The sequence below is a fragment of the Micrococcus antarcticus genome, assembly GCF_044872765.1.
GTDB lineage: Bacteria > Actinomycetota > Actinomycetes > Actinomycetales > Micrococcaceae > Micrococcus.
Genome location: NZ_CP085253.1, coordinates 1,970,074 through 1,985,486 on the forward strand (window position 1 = coordinate 1,970,074; position 15,413 = coordinate 1,985,486).

The 15,413-nt window shown below is 69.9% G+C and carries 16 protein-coding genes and 3 pseudogenes; 9 read left to right on the top strand and 10 right to left on the bottom strand.

Features of this window, described 5'->3' with window-relative positions:
- Nucleotides 1–33: 33 nt before the first annotated feature.
- The gene (locus LG274_RS09275; protein ID WP_404464080.1) at nucleotides 34–399 is read left to right on the top strand and encodes a hypothetical protein; all 366 of its coding nucleotides are present in this window, start codon (nucleotides 34–36) and stop codon (nucleotides 397–399) included.
- Nucleotides 396–1,133 (top strand): TrmH family RNA methyltransferase, encoded by a 738-nt coding sequence (locus LG274_RS09280; protein WP_404466057.1) that lies wholly within the window; start codon nucleotides 396–398, stop codon nucleotides 1,131–1,133. The genes LG274_RS09275 and LG274_RS09280 overlap by 4 nt, the downstream gene beginning before the upstream one ends.
- 78 nt (nucleotides 1,134–1,211) lie before the next feature.
- On the opposite strand, the gene LG274_RS09285 is transcribed toward LG274_RS09280, so the two are convergent.
- On the bottom strand, nucleotides 1,212–2,108 hold the full coding sequence (locus LG274_RS09285) for an SMP-30/gluconolactonase/LRE family protein (RefSeq protein ID WP_404464082.1): 897 nt from the start codon (nucleotides 2,106–2,108) through the stop codon (nucleotides 1,212–1,214).
- A gap of 157 nt (nucleotides 2,109–2,265) precedes the next feature.
- Between LG274_RS09285 and fbaA the strand changes: the two genes are divergently transcribed.
- Nucleotides 2,266–3,288, top strand: coding sequence for a class II fructose-bisphosphate aldolase (gene fbaA / locus LG274_RS09290; protein WP_404464084.1), 1,023 nt, complete (start codon nucleotides 2,266–2,268; stop codon nucleotides 3,286–3,288).
- Nucleotides 3,289–3,397: 109 nt separating this feature from the next.
- Here fbaA and LG274_RS09295 read toward each other — a convergent pair whose 3' ends face one another.
- On the bottom strand, nucleotides 3,398–4,648 hold the full coding sequence (locus LG274_RS09295) for a hypothetical protein (RefSeq protein WP_298710541.1): 1,251 nt from the start codon (nucleotides 4,646–4,648) through the stop codon (nucleotides 3,398–3,400).
- Nucleotides 4,649–4,815: 167 nt separating this feature from the next.
- Between LG274_RS09295 and LG274_RS09300 the strand changes: the two genes are divergently transcribed.
- Both LG274_RS09300 and LG274_RS09305 read left to right on the top strand, forming a co-directional pair.
- Entirely contained in the window at nucleotides 4,816–5,265 is a 450-nt protein-coding gene (locus LG274_RS09300; protein ID WP_248116422.1) for a DUF3151 domain-containing protein, read from the top strand.
- A gap of 37 nt (nucleotides 5,266–5,302) precedes the next feature.
- Complete coding sequence (locus LG274_RS09305) at nucleotides 5,303–5,944, top strand: thymidine kinase (RefSeq protein WP_248116424.1); 642 nt, start codon at nucleotides 5,303–5,305, stop codon at nucleotides 5,942–5,944.
- A 30-nt stretch (nucleotides 5,945–5,974) separates the two neighbouring features.
- Here LG274_RS09305 and LG274_RS09310 read toward each other — a convergent pair whose 3' ends face one another.
- A complete protein-coding gene (locus LG274_RS09310) occupies nucleotides 5,975–6,244 on the bottom strand; it encodes a hypothetical protein (protein WP_404464086.1) in 270 nt (89 codons plus the stop codon).
- Between the two features lie 329 nt (nucleotides 6,245–6,573).
- Here LG274_RS09310 and LG274_RS09315 point away from each other — a divergent pair, with 329 nt between their 5' ends.
- On the top strand, nucleotides 6,574–6,888 hold the full coding sequence (locus LG274_RS09315; protein ID WP_404464088.1) for a hypothetical protein: 315 nt from the start codon (nucleotides 6,574–6,576) through the stop codon (nucleotides 6,886–6,888).
- Between the two features lie 1,323 nt (nucleotides 6,889–8,211).
- On the opposite strand, the gene LG274_RS09320 is transcribed toward LG274_RS09315, so the two are convergent.
- The 3 genes and pseudogenes from LG274_RS09320 to LG274_RS09330 all read right to left on the bottom strand — a co-directional run.
- Entirely contained in the window at nucleotides 8,212–8,592 is a 381-nt protein-coding gene (locus LG274_RS09320; RefSeq protein ID WP_404464090.1) for an NIPSNAP family protein, read from the bottom strand.
- A 155-nt stretch (nucleotides 8,593–8,747) separates the two neighbouring features.
- A complete protein-coding gene (locus LG274_RS09325) occupies nucleotides 8,748–8,903 on the bottom strand; it encodes an SDR family oxidoreductase (protein WP_404464092.1) in 156 nt (51 codons plus the stop codon).
- Nucleotides 8,904–8,954: 51 nt separating this feature from the next.
- Nucleotides 8,955–9,062 (bottom strand): annotated as a pseudogene (locus LG274_RS09330) (integrase core domain-containing protein); the annotation flags it as partial.
- Between the two features lie 142 nt (nucleotides 9,063–9,204).
- Here LG274_RS09330 and LG274_RS09335 point away from each other — a divergent pair.
- A complete protein-coding gene (locus LG274_RS09335) occupies nucleotides 9,205–10,158 on the top strand; it encodes a helix-turn-helix transcriptional regulator (RefSeq protein ID WP_404466059.1) in 954 nt (317 codons plus the stop codon).
- An 8-nt stretch (nucleotides 10,159–10,166) separates the two neighbouring features.
- Here the strand turns inward: LG274_RS09335 and LG274_RS09340 are convergent, their stop codons facing one another.
- Both LG274_RS09340 and LG274_RS09345 read right to left on the bottom strand, forming a co-directional pair.
- A complete protein-coding gene (locus tag LG274_RS09340) occupies nucleotides 10,167–11,297 on the bottom strand; it encodes an epoxide hydrolase family protein (RefSeq protein ID WP_404466061.1) in 1,131 nt (376 codons plus the stop codon).
- A gap of 159 nt (nucleotides 11,298–11,456) precedes the next feature.
- Nucleotides 11,457–11,960 (bottom strand): annotated as a pseudogene (locus LG274_RS09345) (IS481 family transposase); the annotation flags it as partial.
- Nucleotides 11,961–12,068: 108 nt separating this feature from the next.
- On the opposite strand from LG274_RS09345, the gene LG274_RS09350 reads away from it, so the two are divergent.
- Nucleotides 12,069–13,064, top strand: a complete 996-nt coding sequence (locus tag LG274_RS09350) for an IS481 family transposase (RefSeq protein ID WP_404464094.1) — start codon at nucleotides 12,069–12,071, stop codon at nucleotides 13,062–13,064.
- A gap of 302 nt (nucleotides 13,065–13,366) precedes the next feature.
- Nucleotides 13,367–13,723 carry a serine/threonine protein phosphatase gene (locus LG274_RS09355; protein ID WP_404464096.1) on the top strand — a complete coding sequence of 119 codons (357 nt, stop codon included), beginning with the start codon at nucleotides 13,367–13,369 and terminating at the stop codon, nucleotides 13,721–13,723.
- Nucleotides 13,724–13,741: 18 nt separating this feature from the next.
- Here LG274_RS09355 and LG274_RS09360 read toward each other — a convergent pair.
- Nucleotides 13,742–14,290 (bottom strand): annotated as a pseudogene (locus LG274_RS09360) (formylglycine-generating enzyme family protein); the annotation flags it as partial.
- 89 nt (nucleotides 14,291–14,379) lie between these two features.
- Nucleotides 14,380–15,360, bottom strand: coding sequence for an NAD-dependent epimerase/dehydratase family protein (locus tag LG274_RS09365; protein WP_404464098.1), 981 nt, complete (start codon nucleotides 15,358–15,360; stop codon nucleotides 14,380–14,382).
- Nucleotides 15,361–15,413 lie beyond the last annotated feature (53 nt).

Below are 15,413 nucleotides of genomic sequence, written 5' to 3' on the forward strand. Positions count from 1 at the left end.
GGCGAGCGGGGCGCGGCGGCGTACGGTGGAGCCATGAGCAAGCAGCAGAGCCGTCCCGTCGTCCGCGACGGCAAGACCCTCCTCCCCGCCGACGCCGTCACCACCGCCCCGATCGCGGCCCTCGGGCTGGTCGGCGGCTACCTGACCGCCCGCGAGACCGGCATCCGACCGCTCGGCGGCGTGGTGCTCGCCGCGGCCGGCGGCCACGCGGGCCGCACCTGGCTGGCCAAGGGCGGCCCCGTCGTCGCCGGGGCCCTCTCCGCGCTGTACCTCGGCGGCTTCGGCGCCTCCCACCCGCTCGCGAAGAGGATCGGCGCGTGGCCCGCGGTGCTCTCCGTGGCCGGAGCGTCCGCGCTCGGCTCGTGGGCCCTCGTGGACCGCAAGGCCGGCCGCCGCTGAGCGCGCCCCGGCAGCATGACGACGGCGGCGCTCGCCCCGGCGCGCCCGTCTCCTCGGGTGCGCCGGTCTCCTCCGCCGTTCCCGGGGACGGGGGCCGGGACGGAGAGGGACCGGATGCCGAGCGCGCCGTGGGCGTGCCCCCGTGGGAGGGGCCGTGGCCCGACGACGCGCGCCTCGACCCGGAGCTGCTGGCCGGCGGCGACCGCCGCAACGTCCTGGACCGCTACCGGTACTGGCGGCTCGAGGCGATCGTGGCCGAGCTGGATGCCCGGCGGCATCCGTTCCACGTGGCCATCGAGAACTGGCAGCACGACCTGAACATCGGCACGGTGGTGCGCACCGCGAACGCGTTCAACGCTGCGGGCGTGCACGTCATCGGCCGGCGCCGCTGGAACCGGCGCGGGGCCATGGTGACGGACCGGTACCTCCACGTGCACCACCACGCGTCCGTGGAGGAGTTCACGGGGTGGGCCGCGGGTCAGGGGCTGCCCGTGATCGGGGTGGACCTCTTCCCGGAGTCCGTGCCGCTTGAGACGTTCGACTTCCCGCGATCGTGCGTGCTCGTGTTCGGCCAGGAGGGCCCCGGGCTCTCGGAGGAGGTGCGGGCGGCGAGCGAGGCGGTCCTCTCGATCGCCCAGTACGGCTCCACCCGCTCGATCAACGCGGGCGTGGCCGCCGGCATCGCGATGCACGGCTGGATCCGCCAGCACGGGGGCCCGGCGCCGTCGTCGTGATGGGGGTCGCGTCCCGTCTCGTGCACGACGGCGGGGCGAATGGCTCCCGTCTCGTGCACGACGGCGGGGTGCGGGGAGTCAGCCGGCGAAGGGGCGGGCCGGCAGGCCCGTCACCCCCGGGCGGACGGCGAACAGGGCGCCGGCCAGCGGGTCCTCGCCCTGCTCCATGTTCTCCCACGACGTGGTGATGTAGAGGGTGCCCAGGTCCTCGCCGCCGAAGGTGCACGCCGTGGTCTTCTGCACGGGCACCTCCACCACCTCGTCGAGCCTCCCCTCGGGCGTGTAGCGGTGGATCTGCCCGTGGCTGATCACGGCCACCCAGATCCCGCCCTCGGCGTCCACGGTGAGACCGTCCGGCTTGCCCTCGCCGTCCAGCACGTCGGTGAGCACGCGGCGGTTCGTCAGGCCTTCCTCGCGGGAGTAGTCGAACACCGCCACCTGCCGGGTGGGCGTGTCGTCGTAGTAGGCGAGCGAGCCGTCCGGGCTCCACTCCAGGCCGTTCGACGTCGTCGCGCCGGTGAGCACCGCGTCCACGTCGCCCGCGCCGCCCTCGGGCCCGGGGGAGAGTCGGTAGAGGGTCGCGGCACCGGGGGTCTTGGCGTAGGCCATGGTGCCGCAGTGGAAGCGGCCGTCCGGATCGCAGCCGCCCTCGTTCATGCGGATCCCGTCGGCCTCGGGCCACAGCTCGGGCAGCGTGGTCAGCTCCCCGTCCGGAGACATGAGGGCGAAGCCCCGCTCCACGCCGATCACGGCGCCGCCCCCGACGCGCGGGCGCAGGGCCGCGGCGACGTCGCCCACGTGGGTGCGCTCCACGCCGCCGTCCGCTCGCAGGGACAGCACGTCCCCCGCGAGCATGTCCACCCAGCGCAGCCCACCGCCGGCGGCCAGGCCCTCGGAGGCGGTGCCCCAGCTCTCGGCCCACACGGGGCCCTCGCCGTGGTAGCAGAGGGGATCGGTGACCTGTTCGGCGCGCATGGCGGCTCCTTCGTGGCGGCGGGGTGACGGGTGGTCCGCCGCCGACGCTACCGGGGCGCAGGGCATCGTCGTCCAGCCCTGACCGCGCCTGCACCCGCCCCGTTACGATGACGAGCAGAACGATCCGCCGCCCCGCGACATGAGGAGCTTGAGAAGCATGCCCATCGCCTCCCCGGACAAGTACGCCGAGATGATCGACGCCGCCAAGAACGGCCCCTTCGCCTACCCGGCCATCAACGTCACCAGCTCCCAGACCCTCAACGCCGCCATCCGCGGCTTCGCCGAGGCCGAGTCGGACGGCATCATCCAGGTCTCCACCGGCGGCGCCGCCTACTTCTCCGGCTCCTCCGTGAAGGACATGGTCACCGGCTCGCTCGCCATGGCCGCGTTCGCCCGCGAGGTTGCCAAGAAGTACAGCGTGAACATCGCGCTGCACACGGACCACTGCCCCAAGGACAAGCTGGACGGCTTCGTCCGCCCGCTCCTGGACGCCTCCGAGGCCGAGGTCAAGGCCGGCCGGGACCCGCTCTTCAACTCCCACATGTGGGACGGCTCCGCCGAGACCCTCGAGGAGAACCTGCGCATCGCGAAGGAGCTCCTGGCCCGCACCCGCGCCAACCGTCAGATCCTCGAGGTCGAGATCGGCGTCGTGGGCGGCGAGGAGGACGGCGTGGCCCATGAGATCAACGACAAGCTCTACACCACCATCGAGGACGGCATCGCGACGGTGGAGGCCCTCGGCACCGGGGAGGACGGCCGCTACCTCACCGCGCTGACCTTCGGCAACGTGCACGGCGTGTACAAGCCGGGCGGCGTGAAGCTGCGCCCGGAGATCCTCGAGGAGATCCAGACCGCGGTGGGCAAGAAGTTCGGGAAGCAGCGCCCGTTCGACCTCGTGTTCCACGGCGGCTCCGGCTCCTCCGAGCAGGAGATCGCGGACGCCGTCTCCTTCGGCGTGGTGAAGATGAACGTGGACACGGACACCCAGTACGCGTTCACCCGCCCCGTGGTGGGCCACATGCTCGAGAACTACGCCGGCGTGCTCAAGGTGGACGGCGAGGTGGGCGACAAGAAGATGTACGACCCCCGCGTGTGGGGCGCCAAGGCCGAGACCGCCATGGCCGAGCGCGTGGCCCTGGCCGCGCAGAACCTCGGCGCCGCGGGACGCACCATCGGCTGACCCGCACCGCCGCCGACGACGCCGGCCGGCCGCCTCCCGAAGGAGGCGGTCGGCCGGCGTCGTCGGTGAGGGCGGGGCAACCGGGGCGGGGTGCCCCCGGGTCTCAGGCTCAGTCCGGGATGCTGGGGGACTGTGCCGGCGAGGCGGCCGTGGAGGCGGCGGGCTCCGCGGAGGGATCCCCCGTCCCCTCAGCGGGGGTGGCCGAGGGCGAGGCGGCGCTCTCCGCGGCGGCGGCCGCACTCGAGGAGGCCGCGGCGGCGGCCGCCGCACCCTGGAACGGGCGGGGCGGCTGGCCCGGGGCCACGGGGCCCGGGGCGCCCTCGGGGCGGTCGATCGTGGACTGGTCCGTGAGCTGGTCCTCGGGGATCCGCCCGGTGGGCAGCGCGCGGGCCGCCTGGAGGGACTCCTCGTCCATCTGCGCGTCCAGGAAGAACGGGGAGCTCTTCTGGATGATCTCGCGGTAGTGCGAGGGGTCCTTCAGCACGGTGTCCGCGAGGTGGTCGCGGGCCTGGGTGACCACGGTCGTGCTCTGGGCGACGGGGGAGTCCTCCACCTGGGTGAGGCCGTCGTTGGCGTCGCCGTAGCCCTCCATGGCGCCGAAGATGACGGAGACCATCTCGGTGCCGTCCTCGGTGCAGGCCCACCCGGTGCGCTGGGGAAGCAGGGGTGCGCCGTCCTGGCCGCCCACCATGCCCGGACGCAGCAGCGCGAGCAGGCCCTTGCCTGAGGCCTCGTCGAAGGAGTACTCGTCGGCCACGGCGGCGGGCTCGGGCCGGCACCAGTCGAGGCGCTCGCCGTCGAGGTTGTGCTGGTAGCTCACGGTGACCACGGGCATGCCGGTGCTGCGCTTCGAGTCGCCCTGGTAGACGCAGGACAGGAACTCGTGGGTGGCGTCGCGCGAGGCGTACTGGTCCACGAAGCCGATGGCCGACGGATTCGGGATGTGGGTGGCGACGGCGTCCATGGTCCGCTGGTCCAGCACGTCCCGCGTGCAGTTCATGACGGAGACGGTGTTGTTCTTCGCGGCGGCCACAGACTGCCAGCCGCCGGAGGCGGCGCCGTCCTTGATGCCGGGGCCCACGGTCTGCAGGGCCTCGCGGGGCTCGGGGCGGCGCGTCCCCTCCGCGGCGGCCGAAGCCCTGGCGGCGGCCACGCGGGACGCGGCGGCGGCGGCCGGGTCCGTGGGGGTGGGGTCCGCGGTGGAGGCGGCGCCGGTGGCGGACGCGGACGCCGTGGGGCTGGGCGACGGGGTGGTGCCGCCCGACTCTCCGCCCGCGGCACAGCCGGCCAGGACGAGCGCGAGGGCGGCGGTGCCGGCGGCCGCGGCGGCGCGGCGACGCGGGGACTCGGGGTAGGACATGGCGTGGGCTCCTTCGACGGCATCGCGGGCCGGGCGCGCGGAGAGATGCCTCCCGGCCGGATGCTCGCCCTACGGTACCGGACCGCTGGATAGACTCGCGGGCGAGACCGCTCCGCACGGTGACCCCACGCGGAACGCCCGAGGCACCCGAGGAAGAGGAGCACCGCATGTCCGAGTCCCTGATCGGCCGCAACCTGATGGAGCCCGCGGCCACGCGGCTGCCGGAGGAGCCGGAGGTGCTCGCCCGGCTCGAGGCGGGCGACCTCCCGGAGGACATCGTGCCCGTGGCCCCCACCTCCTCCCTCGTGTGGGCGCTCATGGCCGAGGATGCCTGGAGCGAGGGCCGTGCCGTGGACTCCTACGCGTATGCCCGCGTGGGCTACCACCGCGGCCTGGACGCTCTGCGCAAGGCCGGCTGGCGCGGCGCGGGCCCCGTGCCGTGGAGCCATGAGCCGAACCGCGGCTTCCTCCTGAGCCTGTACTCCCTCGGCCGCGCGGCCGCCGGCATCGGCGAGTCCGAGGAGGTCGAGCGCATCCGCACCTTCCTGCGCGACTCGGACCCCACGGCCGCCGAGCAGATCGAGGCCTCCCAGCAGGGCGGGGCCGCGCGGGCCTGAGGCCGGCGTGAGGCACTCCAGGGACGCCGACGACGACGTGGCCAAGCTCTACTTCCGCTACGGGGCGATGAACTCCGGCAAGTCCACGGGACTGCTGCAGGCGGCCTTCAACTACCAGGAGCGCGGCCAGCGCGTGCTGCTGGCGAAGCCGGCGGTCGACACGAAGGGCGACGCACGGATCCTCTCCCGCCTGGGCGTCTCGAGCCCGGTGGACTTCGTGATCCCGTCGGGCGCCGACGTCGTGGAGCTGTTCCGCCGGCACGCCGCCGGCGACGACCCGGACGCGCTCCTGGACCACGTGGACGCGGCGCCCGTGGCGTGCCTGCTCGTGGACGAGGCGCAGTTCCTCGAGCCGCGCCAGGTGGACGACCTCCTGCGCATCGCGGTGCTGGAGGGCGTGCCGGTGATGGCCTACGGCATCCGCACGGACTTCCGCACGCACTCGTTCCCCGGCTCCGCCCGCCTGCTGGAGGTGGCGCACTCCCTCGAGGAGCTCAAGACCATCTGCCGCTGCGGGCGCAAGGCCGTCTTCAACACCCGCAAGGTGGTGGACGCCGCCACGGGCGCCGGGCGCTTCGTGTTCGAGGGGGACCAGGTGGCCATCGACGGCGTCGAGGTCACCTACGAGTCGCTGTGCGCGGCGTGCTACCTGGACGAGTCGGGCGGCCGACTGGGCTGACGTTGGAGCCTGGCGGGACGGGCGACCCCGTCACCGCGGCCGGTAGTCCTCGCGCACCGCCCGCTGGATGGCCTCGATCCGCTCGCCCGTCCACTCCTGCCCGAGCACGGCCGCCCAGTAGGGGGTCAGGCCGGGCTGGGAGGGGCGGGAGAGGAGCTGGCCGCGGCGGGGCGCGCCGGTGGGGGACGACGGCGGCGCGGGTGGGTACGAGACACGCTCGCCCGCGCGCTCGGGCCACCTCCACCAGGGTGGCCGAGGAGCGGGAGGGCGGGGGCGCTGGAGATCGACGTCGGTCGACACGGGGTCAGCTTAGACAGGGGCCGGGGCGGGAACGTGAACGGCGCCCGTCGTCCGACGGTCGACGGCCGGTGTCGTGCGAATCCTTCGAGTGGTCATCCTGCACTCGTCTCCTGAGGGCCGCCTGGCGGAGGCGGCCCGCGCTCTGGAGGCGGCTCTGGCGGCGGGGGCTCACGGAGGGGCGGTGACGCATCGCCCGGGGTGGAGTGCCGGCGCCGCCCCCGCACCCGCCACCTTGATGGCAGGATGAGCTCGGCGGCGTCGCCGCCTCCGGTGGCACCCGCCGTTGCTCGGGTGCGCCCGACCCGACCGAACCCCGTGAGGACCGCCCCATGACCGCCGCACCGGACCCCACCGACGTCAACGGCCTGCATCCGGAGCCCGCGCTCCCGGACCCGGCAGACTTCGACCTCGATGAGGACTGCTGCCTCGGGGGCTGCTGCGAGAAGGGCGCGGCCTATCGTGCCGCCCTGGACGCGGTGGAGCAGGCGAGGATCGAGCGGGCTGCGGCCGTTGTCGAGATGCAACGAAGACTGCGCACGGCTCGCGGCGAACTTTTCGTAGAAGACGCGGAATCCGAACCGTGCGAAAAATGCGTACGCGACTACCTGCGCCTCCCGAAGGCGGAGGGTCAGCCAAAAACGTAGAACCTCATCCCGTTCTGGCGCGTTGCTTGTGGCGAGTCACGTGGCGAGGGTGCGGCGGCCGCAACGCGGCGCCCCACCCCTGCAGCACCGGTTCGCCACAAACGACCGATTGCGCCGACTGGGTGCGGAACGGCGCGCCGGCGCCTTCTCCGGCACTTGCTTCCTGGCTAGCGTGAGACACATGTGCGGGGATGAGCAGTCGGTCAGCGTATGTGTGCAGGGGGACTCCATCTTGGGGCAGGAGTGCCTGAGGTCCATGATGTGGCCGTGGAGTGTGGAACGTCTTCGGTTGCCCTGTGTCGGATTGTCGTGGGGCGGGCCGGGGGAGACGTTTAAGGTGCAGGGGGCCTATGCCTCGGAGCCGCACCGGTACGAGGACCTCAACTTCCAGGAGGTCGGTCTCGTAGCCGAAGACTTCGGCCGCGGCCGGCCGGCGTGGCCGGACCGATGCTTTTCGTTGACGTTGTTCCCGGAGTATTCCCCCAAAGTGGGGTGGCTCCGCCTGCGGGTGGTGGAGGTGGAAGGGTCCCAGGAGTTCCAGGCTCAGGTCACGTTGCGTCCGCGTTCGGAGGCGGGGGGCTGTCAGGCCGACCTGGACTGGTGGGAACGTCAGCTTGAGGGCCTCTCGGCAAAAATGAAGGAGTGGGCCCAGCCTGGCCGGCGGTAAGAGGGGGCTTTCAGAACGCGTCCCCCGGGTTGAAGCGGGCGGTGGTGACGAGTCTTGTGGCACTTTTCGCATCTGACCCAAACGACCGTTTACGCACGTGTCAGGGATCGCCAAAGCCCTGACTTGGCACCTCAACGGGATCGGTTTCGAGGGTGTTGACGCGCTTGACGCTCATTTCCTCTGCGGTAGTTGCCTGTCAGGCGCGCCATGAACTCCTGGGGGTCGCCCGCTTCGACGTCCTCTAAGAAGGAAGCCGCTCTGACGCCCCGCAAGACCGTCGCCTGCTTGCCGCGATGCGTAATGATCACTTCACCAGCTCGTTCGACGTAATCGAACCCCTCAGGTCTTGGCATAACGGCGAGCCTACTGATCAGGCCTCCCCTCGGACCAGCACATTTTTCTGAGGCGTGAGCGGCCGCAGCGCCGCCGTGTAGCTCAAACGAAGGTTTTTGCTACACCGCTAGGACTGCCCGTCGATCGACGATGACCCGCCTGGCCTGAGCTCTCAAGTGTGCGAGTAGGAATATCCCTAGATGCGCGGTGGTGAAAAGTGTGCATCTGAGGGGGTTCCCACTTGCGTGGGGTGGGGTACACCCATCTGTACGCGCTGACCTGCGGCGTTGTGGGTTGTGCCGAGCGTGCTGCCGGAGTCCCTTTCAGTGTCCCTGGGGTAGGAGCGGCCGCATGAAGGTGCGCTCGTACCGCAGGACGCACCCGGACTCGTCTCGAATCCGGTCAGCGGCGATGAAGTCCGGGTGGGTGCCGAACAAGGTGCGGTACTGCTCGTAGGCAGCCAGGCTGGGGAAGCTGAACAGGGCTTCCGCACGGTCACTCGCGCCTTCCGCGGGTAGGTAGTACCCGTGGTGGGTGCCGCCGTGTTCGTCGACAAGCCGCATCCAAGCACGGGCGAACTGTTCAAAGGCCGCGATCTGGTCGGGGTCGATGGTGTAGTGGACGACACAGGTGATCACATCCACAACGATAGGCCCACAGGTGTCGAGATGCGCCGTACTTTGCACACGACGCGCCTTGAACATTGCACAGTCAGGCCCGGAGCCACCCGCCTGCGCAAAGTCGTGGCAGACCGGCTCTGGAAGCGTTGAGGCCACTCGTGCGATGAAAGCAGTCGGCTCGAACGGATCGTCTCCGTCGAAACGCCAGCTCCGTCGATCAGCGTGTCTGATCGTCTCGGCTAGACGGCCTTGGAAGCGCCGGAGTCGATGACGACCTCAGCACCAACCAGTCCGGCCGTGACGGGTGAAACCAGGAAGGTGATGAGGGCGGCCACTTCTTCCGGCTCGACGAGGCGGCCGGTGGTCAGCCCGAACGCTGCAGGCATGGCTTCCATGAAGTCGCTATACGACGCGCCCTAGTTGTACTGCTCGGGGACGTTGATCAATCATGAGAACGGCGGCTGGTTACCGCAGGATGTATGCGGCCGGTGGTGGTTGTAGTAGTGCAGCCAGCCGTCCCGCTCGCCCCGGCGTTCGGCCTCTGAGGTGTAGCAGTCCCCTCTAACGATGACTCCCGTGTCGGGTTCTCTGAAGCTCAGAGGTCAGTTGGGTAGTTTGGTTCTCCCTCTAGGCTGGTCGGCGCGTGAAGGTCCGCTCCGGTCGTATGCTTCCCCGGGGAAGTACCCTAGGCCTGTGATGACTAATGCTCGTGTCCTCGAGCTGTTGGCGCTGCTCGGCTCCCGGCCGTCCTGGTCCGGCACCGAGCTGGCTCAGCGGCTCGAAGTGAGCGGGCGAACCCTCCGGCGGGACATCACTGCGTTGCAGGATCTCGGCTATCCGATCGTAACGATGCCCGGTACTGGTGGGGGGTACCGTCTCGATCCCGGTGCGGCGCTGCCTCCACTGCCCGTGACTTCGGACGAAGGCGTGATTCTGGCCTGGGCGTTGAGAGAGTTCGCCGCCTCCACCACTGCCGGCCTTTCACAGCAGGCGCAGTCCGTTCTGGAGAAGGTCCTGGGGGCGTTGTCGACGGGCGCCCGCCGTCGTGCCGGATCGATGCAGCACCTGAGCTCCGCGAGCTCAGTGGGGGCTCGGGCGGACATCGATGTGGCCGTACTGAGCCGTCTGGCTACCGCCGTGCGCGACGGCGCCGAGCTGGAGATCGCCTACGGCGACCGCGACGGCAACCAGACGACGCGTGGCATCGAACCGCATGCGATCCTGACGCACAACCGCCGACTCTACCTGGTAGCCCATGACGGGCTACGTCAGGACTGGCGCCTGTTCCGCCTCGACCGCATCACGACAGCCCAGGGCACCGGGCGGATCTTCCGCCACCGGCCCCTGCCCTACACAGACCCCGTCGACTATCTGGAACGACAGCTGACCGCTGCACGTCGGACATTCCAGGTGACGGCGACGGTGCAGGCGCCCGCAGGCCAGGTTGCTCGCCAGCTCAAGACCGCGGCCGACGTCATTTCCGTGGGGCCGGATCGGTGCGAGGTGACCATGCCAGCCGACGACCTGGACTGGGCGCTGTTCGTGCTGGTGACCCTCCATGCGGACTTCACCGTCGACACCCCGGAGGAAGCAAGGCAGGCCGCACGGACCTGGTCGCTGCGTCTCCGGGGTGCGACAGAGGACGTCTGATCAGCGACTCAGCCCAGGTTCGCGAAGAAGGCGCGGAGGTCGTCGGCGACCACGTGCGGCTGCTCCCACGCGGCGAAGTGGCCGCCTCGGTCTGCAACGCTCCACCGCAGAACCCGGTCTGACTTCTCTGCCAGGCGTCGGACCGGTCGGCCGATGTCGTCGGGCATCACCAGGATCCCGGTGGGCGCGGTGGACGGGGCCAGTGGTTCGGACCAGTCGGGCAGGCCGTACTTGTAGTACCGGGCGGAGGAGCCGGCGGTACGGAAGAACCAGTACAGCGAGACGACGGTGAGCACCTCGTCGCGGTCCAACACCTCGTCGGGCCCTCCCCCGATCCGGGACCAGTCGTGGAACCGTTCGACCAGCCAGGACATCAGGCCCACGGGGGAGTCTGTGAGTGCGTAGGCCAGGGACTGCGGGCGGGTGGACTGGAGCATGGCGTAGGCGCCGATGTCATAGGTATAGCGGTAGCCATCGGCGACAGCCCGAGCCTCCTCCGGATCCGACATGTCCGCGGTCTTCTCGGTGAGCCCCTCCCCGCCGAGCATGCCCGTGGTGTGAACACCGACGACCCGGTCCGGGTACTGCAGCCCAAGATCGCGGACCACACCCGCACCGGTGTCATAGCCGTGGGCGGCGAAGCGGGAGTAGCCCAGGCGGCTCATCAGCTCAGCGAAGGCGCCGGCCGCTCGGCTGAGCGTCCATCCGTTGATCGGGCCGGGGATGCCGAAGCCTGGAATGGTGGGGATGACCAGGTGGAAAGCCGGGCCGTTATCCGGTTCAGTCAGCAGCGGAGCCAAGCCGAGGAAGTCCGTAGGCCCGCTTGGCCACCCATGGACCAGCAGGAGAGGGGTGGCATCAGCGTGGGACGAGCGCAGGTGGAAGAAATGGATGTCCTCGCTCTGGATCTTCGTGAGGAACTGGGGCGTGCCGTTGAGTCGGGTCTCCTGGGCGCGCCAATCGAAGCCGGTGCGCCAGTACTCGGCAAGCTCCTGGGCATGATTCAGCGGGAGACCATCGGACCAGCCGGCATCTGGGCGCTCGTCGGGCCAGCGGGTCTGCTCCAGACGTCGGCGGAGGTCAGCAAGCTCGGTGTCAGGGATATGCAACGTGTAAGAGCGGATCTCAGGTGTGCTCATGGTTCCGACGCTAGAGAGGCTTGTGGCCGGTATCTGGCCACAACTGAGCGGACGTGCGTGGGCCGCCGGCTTCATCAGAGGGCACCGGCGAAACGACCCGGGGGGGGCAGCAGCCGGGAGGCTGGCCGTGGCAGTGAAAGTCGACCCCGCATCGTGCATCATTGCCGCGGTCGCGGTCTGTGCGGTTTTGTCGTCGTGGATCTCGGCGTAGGCGAAGCCGGCGTGGTCATCGATGACGATGCGGACTTAGGCCCTGCCCATCGACGGCTCGCTGTACTTATTCCTGGGCTTGTCCGGTGTGGCTGCCCGGTTCTTCGCCCTCTGGCGCCGGCTGATGTAGCGCCGGCCGCCGTCGGGGATGTTGCCGAGCTTCTTCACGTCGACGTGGAGCATCGCGCCGGGGTGGTCGTGTTCGCAGCGTGGAACAGGTTTCCCGGTGGCTCGGTCGACATGGGAGAGCCGGTTGAGGCGCGCGTCGGCCAGGACCCGGTGAGCCGTCGATGGGGCGATCCCCCGTCGACATGCGAGCTGCACGGGTTCCTCCCCGAGGCGGAGACGCTGCTGGATGCACCGCATCGTCGTGGCTTGGCTGGTCTTGTTCGGCGAGTGGTGCGGGCGTGAGGATCCATCCTGCGTCGGCTGGCCGGCGTGGTAACTGTCGGCCTAGCTGTGATGTCCAGGGACGTTGTTGCGTGAACAGCTGACAGGCGAAGGCCTCCTGTTGCGAGAGTGGAGTTGTCGAGAAACCGCTCACGCGAACAGAAGGCCTTCATGTCCCACGCTAACGCCGCCCTGACCCCTCGCGCCCGCCTACGCCTGGCCAAGCTCATCGTCGAGGAACACTGGCCGGTCGCCACCGCGGCCAAGATGTTCATGGTCTCCCCACCCACCGCACGCAAATGGGCCACACGCTTCCGGGCCGAGGGACCTGCAGGGATGGCAGACCGGTCCAGCCGGCCGTCCACGATGCCGACCAGAACACCGCAGGCGGTGGTGAAACAGATCGTGGCCGCCCGATGGCGCCGACGCCTGGGGCCGGCACAGATCGCCGGAGAACTCAGGATGCCGGCCTCCACCGTCCATGCCGTGCTCGTGCGCTGCCGGATCAACCGCCTCGCCCGTCTGGACCGGGTCACCGGCGAGCCGATCCGCCGCTACGAGCACCCCCACCCCGGCTCGCTGATCCACGTCGACGTCACCAAGTTCGGGCGCATCCCCGACGGGGGCGGACACCGATTCGTCGGGCGCCAGCAGGGCCTGAAGCACCGCGCGGCGACCGCAGACCGTGAAGGAACCCGTGATGCCCGATACCAGCCCCGGCTCGGGGTGGGCTTTCTGCACACCGTGATCGATGATCACTCCCGCTTCGCCTATGTCGAGATGCACTCCGATGAACGCAGCCAGACGGCCATCGCGGTGTTGCGCCGCGCGGTCGCCCACTTCGCGCGCCTGGGCGTGGAGGTGGAGCGGGTGCTCTCGGACAACGGCTCGGCCTACCGCTCGCATGCCTGGCGTGATGCCTGCACCGAGCTCGGGATCAAGCCCAAGCGGACTCGGCCCTACCGGCCGCAGACGAACGGGAAGATTGAGCGGTTCCATCGCACGCTCGCTGACGGGTGGGCCTACGCCCGGTTCTACAGCTCAGAGACGGAGCGCAGGGCCGCGTTGCCTGGATGGCTGCACTTCTACAATCATCATCGCGTCCACTCCGCGATCGGCGCCGTGCCTGCCACCAGGCTCAACAACCTCCCTGGACATCACACCTAGCTGTACTGACCGGACACGTTGATCGCCGCCCGCACTATTCCCCTCGCCTCGCGTCTCAGCAGGCGGATCCACTCGGTTCATGGCGAGCGGTCAGGGTTCCACCGCCACGGGTGTCAAGCGCTCTACGGCGTGTCGCGGTATGCAGCATATGTCGAGATGCGGCAAAGACTGCACGCGACTCGCCGTGAACCGTTCGGGGAGGGGGCGGGATCCGGTGTGTGAGGGAGCCTGGCCGGACGCCCCTGCCGTGTTGGGGCGGGGAGCAGGCTGGGGTATCGAGTCGACAACTCTAGGCTGTCACCGTGACCACTATTTTCGATCACCTCCGCGCTGATGACCGCGAGCACGTCGGGTACATCGAGATGACCGACGACGGCCTCTTCATCCCCTACGACCTCCTGCGTCGGCGATGCGGTGAACCCATGGAGTTGACCGAGGCCGAAGAACTGCTTGACACCATCGGTTTGCAGGCGTTGGGCGAACAGTGGCTGCTTCGCACCGAGGGTGACGCATGGGTGCCCGTGGACATCCAGGAGTTCTCACGAGAGTCCGTCACAGTGGCGCCGCAACTCGATGACAGGGCGGTGGCCAAGGCGCTGGATCTCACCGCGACGGTGATGTTGTTGTTGCCGACGGATCGGCTCCGTTCCGCCGAATGAGGCTGGGCGGTTCCCTTCTCAGGCGAAGATCTCCCGCAAGGGTGTCCACCCCACGGGAAGCGGCCCGCGGATGGCGGCTCGTCGCCTGTCTGCCTCGTGGGACCAGCCCTGAGCTTGCCCCGGGCTGCCGACCGGACCCCGGGCAAGGCGGAGTCCCACGTCCTCCAGGACGGCGTTCGGGGCGCTGCCCCGGCGCACTGAGGCGCGCACGCTCCAGGGCTCATCCGCCCAGCCACCCCCGCGCAGACTGCGGTAGTCGCCGTAGCGGGCGGGGCTGGCGTAGTCCCAGCACCATTCCCAGATGTTGCCGAGCATGTCGTGCAGACCGTACGGGTTGGCTTTCTTCATGCCGACGGGCTGGGGGCCCTCGAGGTGGTCGAGGCCGGTCCAGGCGATGTCTTCAAGCGGCCCGTAGGTGGGCGAGGTCGTTCCGGCGCGGCAGGCGTACTCCCACTCGGCCTCGGTGGGCAATCGGTACCCGTCAGCGCTCGTGTTCCAGGTGACGGAACGTCCGTCCCCAGCACGCGTGTAGGCCGGCTGCAGCTCTTCAGCATTGGATAGCTCGTTGCTGTCGAGATGCAGCGAAGAATCCACACGGCTCGCTGTGAACTCGGCGCAGAAGTGGGCGGATCTCGGTCATCGTGAAACCGGGCCCCTTAGCCGCTGGTGGGGCTGAGGGCGGCGCGCAGGGCGGTTTCCTCCTGGTCGGACAGCCCCACGGGGCGCTCCGTCGTGCGCGCCTCCTCGGTGGCCAGGGCGGCCGCGAGGGTTTCGCGCAGCGGGCGGCGGACCAGCCCGTGGGCCAGGGCCGCCGAGGAGTCGACGCTGCCGACGTGACGGAACCCCGGCAGCGGAATCCAGAGGGGCAGCGAGGACGGCCCCGCCCACGGGGCGATGCCCTGGGACAGTAGGACGTCGTCGGGGATCACACGCGGCTGAGCGGCCGACCCGGTGACCTCGATGCTCGCCCGGTAGAGGTCTGCCAAGGTGTGGGTCTGACCGGCGGCGTTGAACGTGCCGGTGACCGTGTGTTCCATGCAATGCAGAATCCACGCGGCCAGGTCTGCCACGTCGATGAGGGAGACGGGGAACGTCGCATCGGGCACCAGCACGTCGGTCCCCGTCGGGTGTGCGAATCGCCAGGGGTAGTAGCCGGACCGTCCGGTGTCGTCGCCAGCGCCGCCGATCAGCCCGGGGCGGATCACGGTGACCTGCCCATCCGCGCCTCGGTAGATGTCTTCGCAGCGGCGCTTGACCCCGGGGTACTGGTTCATCTCGGTCATCAGGTCGATGTCCGCGGGCGGTGCCAGGGGGGCGTCCTCGTCCTGACCGGGTGTGTCGAACGAGGCGTAGACGCTCGTGGTCGAGACGAAGAGGCGGTGGCGGGTGGTGAGCTCCGTGATGGCGTCGCGGGCGTGGGCCGGATGGGATGTCAGGTCGACGACGGCGTCCCAGGTCTGAGCGGCGACCGGGGCGAGGGCGTCGGGATCGTCCCGATCGGCGCGGATGAAGGTGACACCGGACGCGGCGGGGGCTGACCCGCGGGCGAGGCACGTGACGGCGTGGCCGTCGTCGAGCGCGGCGCGGGCGAGTGCCCGGCCGAGGAAGCCGGTGCCGCCGAGGAGGAGGATGTGCATGTCCTCAGTGTGTCGGGCGGACGCGTCGATGTGGGGCGAATCTGCTGTGAGCG